The sequence below is a fragment of the Hyphomicrobium sp. MC8b genome (assembly GCF_905067615.1).
GTDB lineage: Bacteria > Pseudomonadota > Alphaproteobacteria > Rhizobiales > Hyphomicrobiaceae > Hyphomicrobium_B.
In genome coordinates, this window is record NZ_LR898465.1 from 3,797,644 (window position 1) to 3,813,045 (window position 15,402).

At 58.5% G+C, this 15,402-nt stretch carries 16 protein-coding genes; 8 read left to right on the top strand and 8 right to left on the bottom strand.

Annotated elements, in window-relative coordinates; genetic code table 11:
- The first annotated feature begins 284 nt into the window (after positions 1 to 284).
- The 5 genes from ACLB1Z_RS18225 to ACLB1Z_RS18245 all read left to right on the top strand — a co-directional run bounded on the left by ACLB1Z_RS18225 (position 285) and on the right by ACLB1Z_RS18245 (position 5,904).
- Positions 285 to 569: a hypothetical protein gene (locus ACLB1Z_RS18225; protein ID WP_409561112.1), complete on the top strand. Its 285-nt coding sequence runs from the start codon at positions 285 to 287 to the stop codon at positions 567 to 569.
- 118 nt (positions 570 to 687) lie between these two features.
- Positions 688 to 2,055 (top strand): NAD(P)/FAD-dependent oxidoreductase, encoded by a 1,368-nt coding sequence (locus ACLB1Z_RS18230; RefSeq protein ID WP_409561113.1) that lies wholly within the window; start codon positions 688 to 690, stop codon positions 2,053 to 2,055.
- Between the two features lie 65 nt (positions 2,056 to 2,120).
- Positions 2,121 to 3,134 carry an LLM class flavin-dependent oxidoreductase gene (locus tag ACLB1Z_RS18235; protein ID WP_409561114.1) on the top strand — a complete coding sequence of 338 codons (1,014 nt, stop codon included), beginning with the start codon at positions 2,121 to 2,123 and terminating at the stop codon, positions 3,132 to 3,134.
- A gap of 6 nt (positions 3,135 to 3,140) precedes the next feature.
- Complete coding sequence (locus ACLB1Z_RS18240; RefSeq protein ID WP_409561115.1) at positions 3,141 to 3,809, top strand: sulfite oxidase-like oxidoreductase; 669 nt, start codon at positions 3,141 to 3,143, stop codon at positions 3,807 to 3,809.
- Between the two features lie 130 nt (positions 3,810 to 3,939).
- Positions 3,940 to 5,904, top strand: coding sequence for a hypothetical protein (locus tag ACLB1Z_RS18245; protein ID WP_409561116.1), 1,965 nt, complete (start codon positions 3,940 to 3,942; stop codon positions 5,902 to 5,904).
- 31 nt (positions 5,905 to 5,935) lie between these two features.
- Here the strand turns inward: ACLB1Z_RS18245 and ACLB1Z_RS18250 are convergent, their stop codons facing one another.
- Together ACLB1Z_RS18250 and ACLB1Z_RS18255 are read right to left on the bottom strand one after the other, a co-directional pair.
- Entirely contained in the window at positions 5,936 to 7,309 is a 1,374-nt protein-coding gene (locus tag ACLB1Z_RS18250) for an FAD-dependent oxidoreductase (RefSeq protein WP_409561117.1), read from the bottom strand.
- A 281-nt stretch (positions 7,310 to 7,590) separates the two neighbouring features.
- A complete protein-coding gene (locus ACLB1Z_RS18255) occupies positions 7,591 to 7,797 on the bottom strand; it encodes a hypothetical protein (protein ID WP_409561118.1) in 207 nt (68 codons plus the stop codon).
- 745 nt (positions 7,798 to 8,542) lie between these two features.
- On the opposite strand from ACLB1Z_RS18255, the gene ACLB1Z_RS18260 reads away from it, so the two are divergent.
- Entirely contained in the window at positions 8,543 to 9,289 is a 747-nt protein-coding gene (locus ACLB1Z_RS18260; RefSeq protein ID WP_409561119.1) for a hypothetical protein, read from the top strand.
- Between the two features lie 1,021 nt (positions 9,290 to 10,310).
- On the opposite strand, the gene ACLB1Z_RS18265 is transcribed toward ACLB1Z_RS18260, so the two are convergent.
- From ACLB1Z_RS18265 to ACLB1Z_RS18280, 4 genes are read right to left on the bottom strand one after another with little or no spacing between them, the layout of a single operon-like run.
- Positions 10,311 to 11,231, bottom strand: coding sequence for a PfkB family carbohydrate kinase (locus tag ACLB1Z_RS18265; RefSeq protein WP_409561120.1), 921 nt, complete (start codon positions 11,229 to 11,231; stop codon positions 10,311 to 10,313).
- 30 nt (positions 11,232 to 11,261) lie between these two features.
- Entirely contained in the window at positions 11,262 to 11,618 is a 357-nt protein-coding gene (locus tag ACLB1Z_RS18270; RefSeq protein WP_409561121.1) for a chaperone modulator CbpM, read from the bottom strand.
- A gap of 3 nt (positions 11,619 to 11,621) precedes the next feature.
- On the bottom strand, positions 11,622 to 12,569 hold the full coding sequence (locus tag ACLB1Z_RS18275) for a DnaJ C-terminal domain-containing protein (RefSeq protein WP_409561122.1): 948 nt from the start codon (positions 12,567 to 12,569) through the stop codon (positions 11,622 to 11,624).
- Between the two features lie 11 nt (positions 12,570 to 12,580).
- Entirely contained in the window at positions 12,581 to 12,988 is a 408-nt protein-coding gene (locus ACLB1Z_RS18280) for an NUDIX domain-containing protein (protein ID WP_409561123.1), read from the bottom strand.
- Between the two features lie 30 nt (positions 12,989 to 13,018).
- On the opposite strand from ACLB1Z_RS18280, the gene ACLB1Z_RS18285 reads away from it, so the two are divergent.
- Positions 13,019 to 13,489 (top strand): NUDIX domain-containing protein, encoded by a 471-nt coding sequence (locus tag ACLB1Z_RS18285; protein ID WP_409561124.1) that lies wholly within the window; start codon positions 13,019 to 13,021, stop codon positions 13,487 to 13,489.
- Between the two features lie 216 nt (positions 13,490 to 13,705).
- A complete protein-coding gene (locus ACLB1Z_RS18290) occupies positions 13,706 to 13,921 on the top strand; it encodes a hypothetical protein (RefSeq protein ID WP_013949628.1) in 216 nt (71 codons plus the stop codon).
- A gap of 229 nt (positions 13,922 to 14,150) precedes the next feature.
- Here ACLB1Z_RS18290 and ACLB1Z_RS18295 read toward each other — a convergent pair whose 3' ends face one another.
- The gene (locus ACLB1Z_RS18295) at positions 14,151 to 14,930 is read right to left on the bottom strand and encodes an outer membrane protein (protein ID WP_409561125.1); all 780 of its coding nucleotides are present in this window, start codon (positions 14,928 to 14,930) and stop codon (positions 14,151 to 14,153) included.
- Positions 14,931 to 15,052: 122 nt separating this feature from the next.
- A complete protein-coding gene (locus ACLB1Z_RS18300) occupies positions 15,053 to 15,301 on the bottom strand; it encodes a hypothetical protein (RefSeq protein WP_409561126.1) in 249 nt (82 codons plus the stop codon).
- Positions 15,302 to 15,402: the final 101 nt, after the last annotated feature.

A 15,402-nucleotide genomic window follows, 5' to 3' on the forward strand; every position in this document is an offset into this window, starting at 1 on the left:
CGCTTCGGCGGCGTCCCGTGAGCCTCTCGGATTATCTCGACGCCGATAACGGCGATAGCGCCGCCGAGTTTCAACGGCTTACGGCCTCCGACCACCAGCCAGACACGATTCACCGAGATGGCCAGCGCGCCGGAGAGACGTCGTCTGATTCAGCGACGTCGAACGGCAACGAGGCCGATTCCGCACGACGCCGAGGACCACACACAAGGGAGACGTGAAACGCACAGCCGGGCGCCGGTGGTTAGCCGGGCTATCGGCATTAAATCCTTTATGGGGAGGACATAATGTCATCGGCGGGATCGAAACGCATCCGGCACCTCGAGTATTTTTTATTGCATGATGCCAAACCGACAGGGCCATCCGTCGGCATTTACGCCAACAGCGATATTCCTGCCTCCGTCGCCGACGATTTCGGCCGGCGCTATACTTTTGCGGGCGTGGCACCGAGACGGACGAACGGAGATTTTGATCTCGATGCTCTTGGAGCCGGAGAATTCATTCTGAAGCCGGGGCTCGTCTATCGGATGGAGCATTTGCCGCAATCGTGGTTCGAGGCGATTTTCAAATAGCCTAAGCGCCTACGCTTGACGACGGAACCGCAGCCGGGGGGGATGGGCGCTATGGCGCTCGTGCAAAAAGCCAGGAAGCAGGATAAAGACGGCGCCTCGCTCTCAAATGAGGACGCTCGTGACACGGTCTATCGATGCTTTTTCGTCGGCCTTTCCTTCAGCCGAGGCGCTGGCGAAAGGAAAAGTTCGCTCATCACAAACGCTGATCTTCCGACCGTATTGGTGGGATGCGCTGCCGGCGGAAGATAACGGCGGCGAAAAGCCTGTTCCGGAAAAATGCGATGTGGCAATCGTCGGGTCCGGCTTCACAGGATTGTCGGCGGCGCTGACTTTGGCGCGCGCCGGGCGGGACGTCGTGATTTTCGAGCGGGGACGAACCGGATTTGGCGCCAGCACCCGCAACGGTGGTCAAATCGGCAGCGGCAACCAGAAATTCCGCGTCAAGACGCTCATCGCATTGCGGGGACGGCGAAAGGCCGAGGACATGCTGCGCGAGGGCACGCGTATGCTCGACCATATCGCGTCGCTGATCGAGAGTGAGAAAATCGACTGTTATTTTCGCCGCTGCGGCCGCTTTCGCGCGGCCATCCGACCTGAGCACTATGATGCGATGGCTGCCGACATGCAGGATCTCAAGGCGATCGCGAGCGTCGAAAGTTTCATGGTGCCACGATCAGAGCAAGCGTCGGAAATCGGCTCCGATATTTTTTATGGCGGTGCGGTCTTGCCGAACGACGCGTCGCTGCATCCCGGGCTCTACCATGCCGGTTTGGCGGCGCGGACGGCCGAGGCTGGCGGCAGGATTTTAGATCAGACGGCGGTCGCCCATATCGAGCCGGTATCGGGCGGTTTTCGCGTGCGAACGCCTCGCGGCAAGACGATTGCCCGAAACGTTGTTGTTGCGAGCAACGGCTATACCGAGGGTCTCGTGCCAGAACTTGGGCGACGGATCGTTCCCGTCGGCTCTGGCATTATCGCAACCGGTGAGATTCCGCAGCAGCTTTACGACCGCCTGCTGCCGAAGAACCGGGTCTACGGCAACAGCAATCGCGTCTTCTATTACTTTCGCGGAGCGCCGGACGCGCGGCGCATTATCTGGGGTGGACGCGTAGGGCGGTTCGCGTCGAATACCTCGCCGTCAGCGTTCGGGCATCTTACGCGCGACATGCTGCGTGTCTTTCCGGACCTCAAAGACGTGCCGATCACGCATGCCTGGGATGGCAAGATCGGCTACACCTACGACGAAATCCCCCACATCGGCCGGACTCCGAAGGGCATCCATTATGCGCTCGGGTACTGCGGTACGGGCGTTTCGCGCGCGACCTATTTCGGCAATAGGATTGCGTTGCAGATGCTCGAAAAGCCGGAGGGGCGCACGGCCTTCGACGATTTGGCTTTTCCGCCGTTTCCGGCGCATCCGATTGCCCGGCGAGCGGTGCCGTTCGTTGAGGCATGGTATCGCATCCGCGACACTATTAATTTCTAGCAATCGCCCCGGATTGGCATTCTTGCAGGCGCGAACCTACATCATGCGTCAGCCCGGAGGACGTCATGACGGCCATTTCCATTCTCGATCTCGTTCGCGTTACGGAAAACACGGATGCGCGCGTTGCGCTTGATAACGCCCGCGATCTTGCCGCTCATGCTGAAAAATGGGGTTATCGCCGGTTCTGGGTGGCGGAACACCACAATATGCCGGGCATTGCGAGTGCAGCAACGTCGGTGGTGATCGGTCACATCGCGGCTGGCTCGAAGACCATTCGCGTTGGCGCGGGCGGCATCATGCTTCCGAACCACGCGCCGCTGATTATCGCCGAACAGTTTGGAACGCTGGCGCGGCTGTTTCCGGGCCGAATCGATCTTGGGCTGGGCCGAGCTCCCGGCACCGACCCGCTCACCGTCCGAGCCTTGAGGCGACAGCCTGCGGCCGCCGATACGTTCCCACAAGACGTTGTAGAACTGCAATCCTACTTCGCGCCGGCGCAGGCGGGACAGCGAATCCAAGCGGTGCCAGCGGCAGGAACGAACGTGCCGCTGTGGATCTTGGGTTCCAGCACGTATGGCGCCTATCTTGCGGCCGAGCTTGGCCTGCCCTACGCGTTCGCCTCGCACTTCGCGCCGGAACAATTGCTGTCCGCGCTTGAAATTTATCGCTCGCACTTCAAGCCGTCTCAGCAGCTCGACCGCCCGTATGCGATGGTCGGCGTCAATGTCGTTGCAGCGGAGACCGACCGCGAAGCTAAGCGTCTCGCGACGACACAGCAAATGTCATTCGCCAATCTGGCCCGCGGTGCGCGGCAGCTTAGCCAGCCCCCCATCGACGACATCGAGACCTACTGGTCACCACGCGAAAAGGCGCAAGCGACGTCTATGCTCGCACGCTCTGTCGTCGGCTCACCCGAGACCGTTCGTGCTGGCCTTAAGGCGCTCATTGACGAAACGGCGGCCGACGAGCTTATGATTGTCTCCGACATCTACGATCACGCGTTGCGGCTACGTTCGTTCGAGATCATCGCCGATACGCAGAATGCCGACGCGCGGCGCCAATTGTGCCCGGAGACCTGAGCCTCGATGAGCGATGACAGCAACGACCTGCCGGAAGCCAGCAAGCTGACGCGAACAAAACGGAAGTGGGCGCGCGAGGGCCGCTTTCTGACTGGAAAGACGTCGCGTCCAAACTCTGAGCGGTTGCCTCCGGGCCAGCATCTGGTCCGCGACTGGCCGGTGCTCGACCTCGGGCAGCAGCCGGAGATCGCGCTCGATCAGTGGCGGTTGGTCATCGAAGGCGCCGTTGAACATCCGACGACCCTCGACTGGGCACAGTTTCAACGCGAGCCCAGCAGCGTCAAGACGTCAGACATCCATTGCGTCACGACATGGTCGCGCTACGACAACCGCTGGACCGGTGTTTCGACACATGACCTGCTGGATCTCGTGATGCCGACGCCTGAGGCGCAATTCGTCATCCTGCATAGCTATGACAGGTACACGACAAACATTACGCTCGCGGATTTCGCGTCCGAGGATGCCATCGTCGCGCATAGCTGGGAGGGCAAGCCGCTGACGCGCGAGCATGGCGGGCCGGTTCGCCTCGTGGTCCCGCATCTCTATTTCTGGAAAAGCGCGAAGTGGCTGAAACGCATTGAATTTGTTGCGAGCGATGCGCGGGGATTTTGGGAAGTGAACGGCTATCACAATCGAGCCGATCCGTGGAAAGAGCAGCGCTACTCGAACGACTAACCGGTTCATTCGGCAAACTCCGCATTTTTATTATCAGTCGGCGGCAAAGAATTCCGGCTCTGCCATCGTTTGGGCAAGGCTCTCGCGATAGTGTTCCAAATCTAGGGAGCACAAAACGGGGGTTAGTCGCTTGTTTCCCCAATTCCGATTGCGCCGCATTGCGCCTGCGATAATCCTCGCGGCAGTGGCGATCTCCGCTACCTCCTCGCCGTCTGTCGCCCACGCCAAGGATGCCTTTTCTGCCTGTGACGCGGAGGCGGGGCTCGCGGTTCTCGCGTCGCCGATCTCCCCCTGGAAGGGCATGCCGCTGCGGATCATCTTCACGGCCGAGAAGCCGCTTGATGGAGTGCTTTCCCTCACCTCTCCCGACGGCAAGGTTGCAGTCACGTCCAAGGAGCGGCACGGCGGCCCGCCCTACTTCTGGTATGCGGATGTGCAATCGCCGTCGGCGGGCACCTGGACCGCTTCTCTGACGCGCGATGGCGCGAGCGCAGAATGTGCAACCGTAAAACGAGAGTTCGCCGTGGCGAAGACGGCCAGCGCTCCGCCACGCGCGACATCAAAGAGCGTATGGCCGATCCGCGGCGCGTGGACCCGCGAGACCGAAAACCTCTATTCCGCCTGGATCGAAAAGCTCTTCGACGATCCGATCGATGCCCAGCCATCGTGGCCTGCGTTGCACCAAGTCTTGCGCGATCCGACGCGCAACATGCTCTTCAACGCCATGGGGCTCGGCGAAGACAGCAAGAAACTCATCATGAAGCCGGACTGCGCGGACCTTCCGTATTTTCTGCGCGCGTACTTCGCCTTCAAGACCGGGTTGCCGTTCGGCTATTCCAAATGTACGCGCGGCGGTGGCGGGAAAGCGCCACGCTGCCCGCAGTGGTTCAACATTCAGAAAGAAGACAGTCCGCAAGCGGAGGCGAAGCAAAAGCCTATCCAGAGCGCGAGCAATTCACTTTTCGGCGTGTTTGACTCCGCGTCCGTTTCTGAGTCGGCACAGCGAAGTTCATCCCGGCCTCAGGCGCTTCTGCCGGGCTTTGGATATTACGTCCGCACTGTCGTCGCCAACGCCGTCCATTCCGGTTCTGGGCGAACCGCTGCAGCAGACAACAACACTGATTATTATCCCGTACCTTTGACGGCCGAGACGCTGCGACCGGGGACGATTTATGCCGACCCTTATGGCCACGTTCTCGTGCTCGTTAAACGCGTTGCGCAGACGAACGATTCGGCGGGTGTCTTCCTTGCCGTCGACGGTCAGCCGGACGGAACGGTGGCCCGGAAGCGCTTCTGGCGCGGTAATTTCCTGTTCGCCCAAGATCCTTCGCTCGGCAGTCCGGGCTTCAAGCGCTTTCGGCCGATCGTCGCCGACAATAATGGTACGCTGAGGCGATTGACGAACGCCGAAATCACGAAAAGTCCCGATTACGGCGATTTCTCCCTCGAGCAATCGAAGCTCGGCGTCGAAGATTTCTATGATCGCATGGACGACGTGATGTCACCCGAGCCGCTCGATCCGGAGCGCGCCATGAAAGAAACGATCACCGCCCTCGAAGAACAGGTGAAGACGCGCGTTACGTCTGTCGAAAACGGACGAAAATATCAGAACAGCGGCGGCGCCGACGTCGCTATTCCGTCGGGACCCTCGATATTCGAAACGACAGGCGCGTGGGAAGACTTTGCGACGCCATCGCGCGACTTGCGATTGTTGATCGCAATCGACGTTGTTCGCGGTTTTCCGGATCGCGTCGCTCGGCGTGCCGATCGTTATGCGATGCCGAAGGGCGAAAGCATCGCCGACGTGAAATCCGCGCTCAACCAAACTCTCACGACAGAAATCGCGTCGCGGAAATTCTCTTACACTCGGAGTGATGGCTCGCAATGGACGCTGACGCTCAAAGACGTCCTGGACCGTTCGAAAGGACTGGAAATGGCCTACAACGTCAACGACTGCGTCGAGATTCGCTGGGGCGCTGACCCCAAGAGCGATGAAGCCTCCACGTGCAAGCGGCGCGCTTCGTCCGCTCAGCAAGCCAAAATGGAGGACTATCGCTCGTGGTTCCACGACCGGCGCCGACCTGTGCGCCAGTAAGCGCAATCGTAGGCGGTAACTGCCGAACCGTTTAGCGCGCGGGTACACGTGTAAAAAGCGGGCCTAGACCTTCCGCCATTGTCGGATGCGCGATGATGGCGTCGCGCAAAGCTGTATAGGGCAGGTCAGAAAGCATAGCCGTCTGCACGACAGCCATAACCTCTCCTGCCTCTGGGCCAACCATCGCAAAACCGACGATGCGATCGTCATCACCCACTAGAGCTTTCATGAATCCGCGCGTCTCGGAAATTGTGCGAGACCTCAAAACGCCAGCCATTGGCAGCTTTGCGATGCGCAAGTTGATCCCCTTGGCTTTTGCCTGTTTCTCGCTGAGCCCTACGCGGCCAAGCTGAGGGTCGGTAAACATGCAATAGGGAACGAGGCGATCCTTTTTGCTGCGCGATCCGCCAGCCAAATTATCGCGAATGATGCGGAAATCGTCGAACGACACGTGCGTGAATTGCTGGCTGCCCGCGCATTCGCCGATCGCCCACGTATCCGGCGCGGTCGTTTCGAGCCGATCGTTGACGACAATGTAACCGCGTGCGTCGAGTTCTACGCCCGCGCTATCGAGACCGATGGCATTCGTATTCGGCGTGCGCCCGGCGGCCACCAGCAGATCGGCACCTTCGAAGCGGCCGCCGGATGTCGTCACGATAACGTTTGTGCCGGAGCGGCCCTCGACGTTTGTAATCGTGACACCCGTCTCGATGGCGATACCTTCGGCGCGAAGTGCATCGGCGATCTCGGCAGCGACGTCAGGGTCTTCCTGAGCTGCAATCTGCGGGCTCGCTTCGAGAACGGTGACCTGCGAGCCGAAGCGACGAAAACTCTGCGCGAGTTCCAGACCGACATAGCCGCCACCAAGTACGATCAGATGCCTCGGCAAATATTCAAGCTCGAGCAGTTCGATGTTCGTCATCGGCTTTGCCGCAACGAGACCCGGAATGTTCGGAATAGAAGCGTGCGTGCCAATGTTGATGACCAACTTATCGCCGCTGAACGTGGCGTTGCCGCCGTCGTTGAGCTTAACCTCGACCGTTCTTGGCGCGACGAAGCGAGCTTCTCCCATGATGAGTTCCGCGCCGCTGTCCTTATAAAAATCGAGATGCATCTTGATGAGGCCGTCGACCATTTCTCTCTTGCGCGCCACGACTTTTCTCATGTCGGTCGCGACTGCGCCGGTGATTGATCCGAATGCTTCAGCGTGATGCGTGAGATCGGCGACCTTGGCGCTCCAGATCTCGTTCTTGCTCGGGAGGCAATTCGTGTTGGGGCAAGAGCCGCCAATAAGTTTGCGCTCGATGACGGCGACTTTCTTGCCAGATCGGCCCAGATGCCAGGAGAGAAATTTTCCGCCTTCGCCGCTTCCGATGATAAGGACATCATATGAATTCGAAGACATCGGTTCTTCCTCCCGCGTGCACGTTGGGGCGCGTGTTTAGCCAGATTTTATGCAAGCGCAATCGAAGATTTGCATCGAACCGCTTTGCGAGTTCAATTCGCCGCATAAAAAATACGACGTTTGTCACGCCGCTTTAGATGTCCGGTCTGCAGACACGTACAAAGCACGATTTGTAGGGAAGATAAGTCGCATACTGTTTTGTCCTGACGGACGCTCTCGCCACAAACCAAAAACGCGCCGTTTCCGGCGCGCTTTTCCGTGGTGCGTGTATCAACCGCCGATTAATCATTATACGGTGCACAGTACATATCGTAATTCGTATCCGCACCGTGCCAGCGGCAGAATTCAGCCGGTGTTTCCGTCTGCATCTCGGTTTGAGCACGTTCCATCGCTCGACTGTGTGTGGGAGTGCTTAAGCGAGCCGCCAAGGCGCCCGTTGCGCCGGTTGCGAGCAGGATCGCCGAGAGGGCCATTACAGACTTTCTCATTTTTCTTCTCCTTATCTTGTCTTCACCTCCGCTCCCGTGAGCGGCTTGTCTTGAAGAGCTGATAAGAGAATGGGCGCCGCCAAATTATCATTCCAACGCGATGTTTGATTGGTTCCTATCGCTTCAATCGATCTATGGATGTGCGGCCGAACGATACAAAAAATCTCAGTACCGACACTCTGCTGAGTGGGCGTGCCTGCGGGAAGAACAAATGAAAAAGGACGCCCCTTGCGGACGCCCTTCTTTCAATTTGCCGATTGTGGTCGGCGTTATTTCGTTATCGCGCACGCCACGCTGGATGCGGCGCCGGTAGACTTGAAGTCACCGCTGCAGTGAGGCGCGGCAAATGCCGAAGCAGTGGCCGACACCAAAATCAGCGCGCTGAGAGCTACGAGTTTCATCACTTATCTCCATGCGCCCACTTGGCGAAATGTGCGAAAGCAGGCTCTCCATCGAGGGATAGCAGCGGTTAGATATGAAGAACGCGGAGCGAAACCATTATCTGAAAGTATGATCTGCCGTTTGCCGGCAGGACGTTTTGGCGCTTCCGTTGTTGAAGTGCGCCGGAAACCAAGCGCTTTCTGATCAACCGCGCATCGTACCTTGATCGGCACGCAGAGCAGAACGTCACTATTTCGATAGCTGCGAAAAAAGGGCGCCGCGGGGCGCCCATTCTTCGCGTGTTTAACGCTCGACTTATTACTTCGTGACGTCGCAAGCAGCGCCAGCGGTCTTGAAGTTACCCGTGCAGGCCGGGGCAGCGAACGCGCCAGAGACGCCAGAAACCAGCAACATCGTAGCAAGGACAGCGATCTTCATTGTCATTCTCCATTCATCTCGTTTGCACCGGCGGCAGCCCTGGTTTTCAGGGCGGCGCTTATTGAAAGCCGCACAAGGTAGATACGCTCTCTCACCCGAAAAACATTTCATCTCTAAGTATGTTTTCGTGGCCTATCGGTTTACGTCTTTGGCGCTCGAACCATCAAAAACACGCGCATTTTCTGGTGTTTCGCGCATGAAAACATGTCGTGATTTAAACGCAGAGCTGTCACACATCATTTCGATATCTCGCAAAATTCTTCAGCTTGCGTTTTCTAAAAAAAAAGGGTGCCGCAAGGCACCCCATTCTTCGAACTTTTTTACGATTGATTTATTTTACTTCGTGACGTCGCAAGCGGCGCCAGCGGTCTTGAAGTTACCGGTGCAGGCCGGGGCAGCGAACGCGCCCGAAACGCCAGAGACCAGCAGCATCGTAGCAAGGACAGCGATCTTCATTGTCATTCTCCATTCATCTCGTTTGCACCGGCGGCAGCCCTGGTTTTCAGGGCGGCGCTTAATGAAAGCCGCCTGCACTACATACGCTCTTCGACCCACAAAACATTTCATCTCTAGGTATGAGGAGATGGCCAATCCGTTTGTGGGCAAGACATTCGTTACATCGAAAAATGCCCGTATTTCCTGGCGTTTCGAGCGTTTTGAAAATGTGTCGTGATTGAAACGCAGTTCTGGGTGACGTCATTTCGATGCCTTGCCCACAAAATCCGCTGCTCGTTTTTCGGCACAAAAAAAGGGCGCGGCGAGGCGCCCCATTCTTCGAACTTTTTTACGATTGATTTATTACTTCGTGACGTCGCAAGCAGCGCCAGCAGTCTTGAAGTTGCCCGTGCAGGCAGGAGCAGCGAATGCGCCAGAGACGCCAGAAACCAGCAACATCGTAGCAAGGACAGCGATCTTCATTGTCATTCTCCATTCATCTCTTTGCGCCGGCAGCCCCCGTTTGTGTGGGCGGCGCTTGTTGAAAGCCGCACCACAAAGATAGGCGCCTGTCGTGGCCGGCCCCATTATCTGTGGGTATGATCAAACCGATGAAATCGGGAAAGAGCCGCGATGCGAACTTCGAACAGCGCCCATTTATGGGCCTCTGCGTTCGGTTAACCGACTAAACCTAAGTTTAGGCACACGCAAAAATTTCCCGCCAGAGATGACGGGATGCGCGTGAGGAGGTGCGCCGGATAGAGCTATCGGCGCACATTTCTTCGTGTGGTTCTGCTTCCGGCGAAGGCTATTCGCTGCGACTTGTAAGCTTGCTGTTATTGCGATGGTGGCGGCTGGAATAGAAAAGCAGCAGCCCCGTTCCAACGGCTCCCAAAATGAGGAGCCCTTCAAGGGCGAAGATCATGGTGTAAGCAGAATCGGGCATTGCACATCCTCTTATTTGTTATTGTTCAATGAGACCCCGATATTCGCCGGAATGCCAGTACCGCCTGCAGCAAATACACGTCTGATCTGCATCTGGGTTCGCGCCGCACAAAATGGAGCAGCTGGCCCGCCATGCGGGTGGATGCCAATTCGACCAGTCCGTACACGGCATTAAGGGAGCGTGCTGTCTCAAGGATTGATCGACAGCCGATCAGGATTTCTTTGCGCTGCACCTACGGCGGTGCAGCAGAAAACGCGGATTTTCTCAAAACAGCCCAGTTTGAAGGAAGAAATCTCTCGATTGCTCGCGACGTTCAATTTCTCTGCTGTGGTCGCTGCGAAAGAAAGCTTTCCACTTCATCATACGTCGGAAGAGCGGCGCGGGCCCCGAGACCCGTACAGCTCAATGCGGCTACGGCCGAAGCGATCCGGGCGCAGTCGGCGTCCGTCTCGTTCCGCGCGACGCACCAGGCAAACGCTCCGTGGAAGGCATCGCCCGCGCCCGTCGTATCGACTACGTCGACCGCATAGGCGGGTTGCCGGCCATGCTCTCCGCTCTGCGATGCCCAGAGATACCCGCGGTCGCCGCTCGTTACGCCAGCGTGGCGAATGCCCGATCGGATCAGCCGTGCCAAGCGGTCCTCGTCGCTGCCGCCATGGGTGAACTGCTTAAATGCGGGGGCCGAGAAGATCGCGTAATCGGCCAAGCCGATGACCTTGTCGAGCAGTGGACCGCCGTTCAAGTCGATATCGAGCACGGTCGGCACGCCGCGATCACGCGCGGCCTGGAACAGCGCCAGCGTGCCTTCAAGCCACGTCAAATCGCTGAGGACCACATGTGCCGTCTCGACATGCGAGACCGGCAACCAATCGGCGGCGAGCGGAAATTCATGATCGTCCTCGCTGATGACGAGGCGCTCGCCACGCTTGTCGACGATCACCGCGGCCGTCGCCGACGAAACGCCTTCGAAGGCACGAACGTGGCTTATCCCGACGCCGGCAGTTCTAAGCTGATGCCGGATAATTCCCCCGGCCGCGTCATCGCCGATCCGCGCCCACAGCGATACCTCTCCACCGAGACGCGCGATCGTGGCGGCAGCATTCGCAGCCATGCCGCCCCCGCTCGCGACATGATCGGTCGCCCGCAGTTTCGTTGCCGTCTTCGGAAATGCGTCTATTCGGTAGACGTAGTCGAGCGCCGCGTGTCCGACGGCAATGATGTGTTTGCCGGCCATGTGCATCACTCACTGTGTATGGAAGCAGGTCTACCGGGTATCGTCGCTCGAACGGTCGACGAGCGAGGAGTGCGCGCTCGTCAAGACATGGAGATGGGCTTTGAGCCGATCAATCTCATTCAAGAGGTCGAAGACTACGGCGATGCCAGCCGGGTTGACGCCGAGATCACGGTCGAAGCGTTTGGCTTTCGCCAACTGCACGACGCTGACGCTCGAAAAGCGCCATTCGGAGACGCTGGCGCCGCGTGCCTCGATGATGCCATGCTCAACGAGCTCGACGACCCAGGCGGCTTCGACTTTGCAGATGCCGGTCAGCTCTTCGAGCGAATAGATGGGTTCGGTGCCGATTTCTTCTGCCGATACCGCGCCGGTGCTTTTCTCTATCATCGCTTAAACTCCAAGACCTGCACGCGGATCGAACGCCAATTCCTTCGCCATTTCTTCATAGATCTTGCGGGCCTTTTCATCCGTCGCCGGAGGCCAGACGATCTTGAGTACCGCGTACAAATCGCCCGGTTCCTTGGCGGGAATGCCGCGTCCGCGGATGCGAAGCTCGCGGCCGTTGGCCGAACCCGCGGGCACCTTCAGCATAATGGCGCCGGACGGCGTCGGCATCTTGACGCTCGCGCCGAGCGCAGCTTCCCAAGGTGCCACGGGAAGCTCAAGATATAAGTCTTTGCCGACGACACGATAAAGCGCGTCAGCCTTGAAGCGGACTTCGAGATAAAGGTCTCCCGCCGGCGCTTCGCCCATGCCCGGAGAACCTTGCCCCTTGAGGCGAATGCTCTGGCCTTCGGTGACGCCCTTCGGGATCTGCACGGTGAGGTTTTTATCGCGAACGAGGACGTGTCCGCTGTCATCCATCTCTGGCATGCGCAACGTGATCGTCCGCGTGGCGCCTTCCAGCGCATCACGCAAATCAATGACGATCGACGCGTGGTGATCCTCGCCGCGCATATTGAAAGTGGTGCGCGTGCGGCCGCCTCGCGATGCTCTGTCGCCGCGCGCCGCTGCGCCGAAGATGCTGCTGAAGAAATCGCTGAAGTCCGCGCCTTCGGGTGCGCCGGAATATTCGAAACCGGCATCCCAATTCGGCGGCGGTCTGAATTCCTGCCCCGCCTTCCAGTCCTTACCAAGCTGATCGTATGCGGCGCGCTTTTCAGGATCGCCGAGCGCTTCATAGGCTTCGCCGATTTCCTTGAACTTCGCCTCAGCGCCCGCTTCCTTGTTGATGTCGGGATGGAACTTGCGCGCGAGTTGACGATAAGCCTTCTTGATGTCGTCCTGTGTTGCGCCGCGCTCGACGCCGAGAATCTTGTAGTAGTCCTTGAATTCCATTGGCTCTCACATCATCGGATAAGGTTCAGCGCGTCAGTGATAATCTTTCGATGGTCGAAGGCGATTTCAATGCCGTCGAAATTCTTTATCCAGGCCACGACCTCGGCGTCGTCTCCGGCTTTGGCTTCTTGGTTTTCTGCACGAACGAGAAAGGCGATGGAACAGGTGTGGCCGCGGGGGTCGCGGTCCGGTTTGGAATAGACGCCGACCAAACTCAGCGTCTTGGCGTTGATGCTCGTTTCTTCCATCAACTCGCGCTTGGCTGCGTCCTCCACAGTCTCTCCGATTTCGACGAAACCTCCCGGCAAAGCGTATTCCCCCTTGAAGGGTGGATTTTTCCGGCGAACCATAAGCACACCGCGGGCGGGATCGACAACGACGCAATCGACGGTGAGCAGAGGAGTTTTCGGAGGCGACATGACAATTCCATTTACGTCGAAAGAGCCGACGTGAAAACGCCGGAGAGCGCAGGGCTGCTTTTATATCGCCGCCAGCAAGACCTCGAAGTCCTTCTTGCACATCCAGGCGGTCCCTACTGGCGGAACAAGGACGACGGCGCCTGGACCGTTCCAAAAGGTGAAATTCACGGCGAAGAAGATCCATACGCGACGGCGCTCCGGGAATTCGAAGAAGAGACCGGATTGCGTCCCCACGGCAAGACACTTTCGCTCGGCTCGCTGCGGCAGAGCGGCGGCAAGCTGGTTCACGTCTGGGCTATGGAAAGTGACTGGGACCCGGCATGCCTTGTTAGCAATCAATTCAGCATCGAATGGCCGCCGCGCTCGGGGCGGACCGCAACGTTTCCAGAGATTGATCGCGCGAATTGGTTCGATCTCGCGACCGCGCGCCGAAAAATTCTCAAGAGCCAAATGGATTTCCTTAACCGATTGGAAGCCGCACTCGATGCCGGAGCGGCCTGACGCCGGTCAGGCCCGCGCGCGGAATCGGACGTTGAAACAGCGTTAATGCTCCAATACGAGCCGACGCTAACGGCATATTAAGCAGAACAACAGCCAGCGCTTTGAAACTCCGCAATTTTTAGGAATTCAGGCTCATACCCTTGGATACGCGCCGCCACCCAAAAAGCGAAAACGCAGGGACGGCGAACACATTTCTCAATCGGGGTTGAGTGCGTCATGAGTAACGAGTTTTCGAACATCAAACCTGCCGAGATCTATGCAGATCTTTCGGCGGACGACATTGCCGAGATGATGGCAGAGGCCGCTGCGGTCGACGCTCTGTTCCAGTCAGGGCACGCGTCGACGACGTATCTGAGCAGCCTTTCAGCTGCCGCCTTCGCGGTCGCCAAATGCGAAGAAGAAGTTCCGGAAGCGCCGGCGACGGCGGCTTAATCGCCCAATATCCGGAAGTTCGCGAAAAGAACATGAGCGGGTCAACGAGTGGCCCGCTCGTTTTGTATTTGCGGTACATCAGTTTCAGAGTTGAGCCGCAGCGGAGCGTTTTCCTGCTGCCATCTTGCGCCGGCGCAATTGGCGGAACCGGACGGCTCGCAAAACAAAACCGGAGCCTCAGGGTGTGAGGCTCCGGCTGGGATCGTCTAAAAGAAAGATCGGCGAATTCCTATTTCATCGGCTCGTAAGCAGGCGCAGGAGCAGCTGCGGGAGCGCCGAAGAGATATGTCAGACCGACGCGCGCAACCCAGAAGCTGTCGTCGTAACCGACACGCGCCGTACAGGTCCCTGCGCAACCGCCGCCATTAGCCGTAAACGTGTCATCCGTAGAGCCAAAATCAATGTACGATGCATCGGCGCGGAAGGCCCAGTTGTCGTTGAGGAGGTATTCGATGCCGCCGCCCGCGGTCCAGCCAACCGCGGTGTCGCTTTGGGTTCCGGAAAACGTCACGCCATTGAAGGCATTGCTGTTGATGGAATGATCGACTCCACCGTAGGCCAAGCCACCCATCGCGAAGATGAGAAAGTTCTCGTTACCGACCAAGCCGACGCGTCCGCGCACCGTGCCGTACCAATTGATTTCCGACCCGAACGTCAGTGACCCGCCGCACGTCGGGCACGTAATGCCCGTCGTCATATCGGCGTTGAAATAGTTGATGTCGGTTTCAGCGCCGAGCAGCCAGCCGTTGCACTGCCAGTTATAGCCGGCGACGCCGCCGCCGGTGAAACCTCTATCGTTGTCCTTGAGCTCGATGCCCACGTTGGTCTTCGTGCTTGCACCGCCAAAGCCAATCAGGCCGCCGGCATAGAAGCCAGAGAATGGCCCGCCACAGGAGTTTGCGGCCGGGGGCGGCGTATAGGCATAGTCCGTCAGATCACCGCCGGCATAGGCGGAAGAGGCGCCGAGAAGACAAAAAATTCCCGCCATAAGTATTTGAAATATCTTCATAATTCGTCGCCCTTCCCCCGTCCGGAAACGCGCAAAAATCCCTGCTTTGCGCCGAGTCCCGTTCACATGCCACAAAACGTGATTCGCGAGGCTGCGTCGAGCAGGGTCGAAACTCGCTGGCGTCAACCCCCCGCCCGGGCGGCGCTTCCTGAATCATTTTCCGCCATAGCGACAGCCGCATTGCCCGCGATGACGTCGAGATCGGAAACGCCGCGCTCGACTTGAATTTGGACGGCCGCAGCCACGCGGGCGTAGGCGCCGTCATCGAGTAGTTCGTCCACATTCAGAGACAGGCCAGCGATCGCACAGGCCCTCTCGAAGGCCAATCGCATCAGCAAACGCTCATTTCTCTGCAACTCGTCGAGCGTCACTGCCTGCTCCTCGCAAAAATGCAGGCGCCTCGGCCGGGGGATGGGCTTCGAGGCGCCCGCTCAGTGTCAGCCGACGCGGAGGCGGCGTCGCTGTGGGTGAA

Coding starts and splice junctions, on each gene's coding strand:
- ACLB1Z_RS18225 (WP_409561112.1), top strand. CDS start 285: ATGTCATCGGCGGGATCGAAACGCATCCGGCACCTCGAGTATTTTTTA.
- ACLB1Z_RS18265 (WP_409561120.1), bottom strand. CDS start 11,231: ATGGCCGGCAAACACATCATTGCCGTCGGACACGCGGCGCTCGACTAC.
- ACLB1Z_RS18290 (WP_013949628.1), top strand. CDS start 13,706: ATGAGTAACGAGTTTTCGAACATCAAACCTGCCGAGATCTATGCAGAT.
- ACLB1Z_RS18255 (WP_409561118.1), bottom strand. CDS start 7,797: ATGAGAAAGTCTGTAATGGCCCTCTCGGCGATCCTGCTCGCAACCGGC.
- ACLB1Z_RS18280 (WP_409561123.1), bottom strand. CDS start 12,988: ATGTCGCCTCCGAAAACTCCTCTGCTCACCGTCGATTGCGTCGTTGTC.
- ACLB1Z_RS18235 (WP_409561114.1), top strand. CDS start 2,121: ATGACGGCCATTTCCATTCTCGATCTCGTTCGCGTTACGGAAAACACG.
- ACLB1Z_RS18240 (WP_409561115.1), top strand. CDS start 3,141: ATGAGCGATGACAGCAACGACCTGCCGGAAGCCAGCAAGCTGACGCGA.
- ACLB1Z_RS18250 (WP_409561117.1), bottom strand. CDS start 7,309: ATGTCTTCGAATTCATATGATGTCCTTATCATCGGAAGCGGCGAAGGC.
- ACLB1Z_RS18270 (WP_409561121.1), bottom strand. CDS start 11,618: ATGATAGAGAAAAGCACCGGCGCGGTATCGGCAGAAGAAATCGGCACC.
- ACLB1Z_RS18295 (WP_409561125.1), bottom strand. CDS start 14,930: ATGAAGATATTTCAAATACTTATGGCGGGAATTTTTTGTCTTCTCGGC.
- ACLB1Z_RS18275 (WP_409561122.1), bottom strand. CDS start 12,569: ATGGAATTCAAGGACTACTACAAGATTCTCGGCGTCGAGCGCGGCGCA.